The following is a 1,688-nucleotide window of genomic DNA, read 5'->3' as shown; positions in this document are numbered from 1 at the left end:
GCAAGGCCAAGAGCGGCGGGAAGATCGTTGCGGTCGATGGCGGTGCGGATGTTTTCCAGCACTGACCTTGCGGCTTGCGACAGCGCCGGGATGTCGATCGAGACACGATGACGAAGCACCTGCTCCTCCTTCTCGATCCTTGCGGCAGCAAGCTGCCGCAGCTGGAGATAACGCTCGATGTCACGCTTCAGCGCCGGCACGTTGACCTCGGCGACACGGCGGGCCTCCTTGTCGGCCTTGCTCGCGAGCAGGCCAGTCCTCCCCCTGAGCGGCCCGATCGATGCCGGCTCGCTGGCCAGCCGGTCGAGTGTGTGTGCCGCAGCCTTTGGGCCCGTCATCGCGGCGTCGAAATTCATCGCCTGGAATGCGCTTTCCGGATTGGCGAAGACATAGCGGAACCGGGTCGACACTTCTTCCCACTGCTTTGCTATGGCCGGGTCGGCGAGCAGCTTTTCCTCGACGACATCAGACAGGGATTTGGCAAACAGCGTGACGCCGGCGACCATCGGTTCGGCCTCCTGTTGGGTTTGCGTAGAGGGACGCTGGAGCAGGCCAAGCCGCTCGCCGCCGGCACGCATGCGCTGGGCCAGATCGGCAAGGCGCTCCTTCTGGCGCAGCATCCAGTCGAGCCGATCGCGCAAAAGTGTGCGGGCAACCCGGACGAGGTGCAGCCCGCGGTTGTCGGCAAAGCGCAGTGCCTGCCGGTAGAGGACGCCATGCTCGTAATCGAGCGTGGTTTCCTTGGCGTTGCTTCGTGACAGAATGTGATCGAGCCCACCCGCCTTGGCGAAGGAACACCGCCCGTAATAAAGCGCCATATCCTCGCGGTGCCGGGTCATCGCGACATAGGTCAGATGGCGATCGAGTGACAGCGAAGCCAGCACCTTGACCCGATCGACGGTCGACCCTTGCGACTTGTGGATCGTGGTTGCATAGCCATGATCAACATTGGGGTAGAAACGCTGCTCGACCCTGACGAGCCGACGATGCGCGCCCTCGCCGATGGCGGCGACGATCCTGTTTGGTGCCGCCTCGACGACACGGCCGATCATGCCGTTTTTCACGCCAAGCGAGGTCTCGTTCTTCAAGAAGACGATCTGGTCACCAGCGTCGAACCGGCGAAGCCCATCTTCGGTGCGGAAGGCATGTCCTTCGCCAACGATCGCACGCTCGACGAGCTGTTCGCGCGCCAGGCTGTTGAGCATGCGAACGTCACGCCGAAGGTGTGCAAGGATGAGTATTGTCTTCGTCGGATCGTAATCCCTGTTCCAGTCGGCAATCAGACTGCCGATCGCCTGCGCCTTCAAGTCCGACCCAAGCACTCTGCCCTGCTGGCGATAAGCGGAGATTGCTTCATCGACACGGCCGCGCGCCAGATCGAGCGAAGCGGTCCTCATCCACTCCTCGCGCTGGCGGTAGATCGTTTCGAGTTCGGCGTAACCGATGCGGTCAACGATCGCCCGAAACGCAGCACCCGCCTCGATTGGCTGGAGTTGGTCGGGGTCGCCAACCAGCACCAGCTTTGCGCCTGCCCTGGTTACCGCTTCAACAACCAGCGCCATCTGCCTGGAGGCAACCATGCCGGCCTCGTCGAGAACAAACACCGTCCTGGCATCAAGACCGTCCCTGTCTTGTTTCCAGCGCAGTTCCCACGACGCCAGCGTGCGGCTGACAATGCCCGCGTCCTT

1 protein-coding gene is annotated in these 1,688 nt (G+C 62.7%); it reads right to left on the bottom strand.

From position 1 onward, the window contains the following. The coding region (locus AC1DLV_RS30235) for a BID domain-containing protein (protein WP_476803651.1) at nt 1-1,688 on the bottom strand (1,688 nt) is incomplete at both ends.

The organism is Aminobacter sp. 01T433, assembly GCF_056398585.1.
This window is presented reverse-complemented; position numbering and strand designations above follow the sequence as displayed.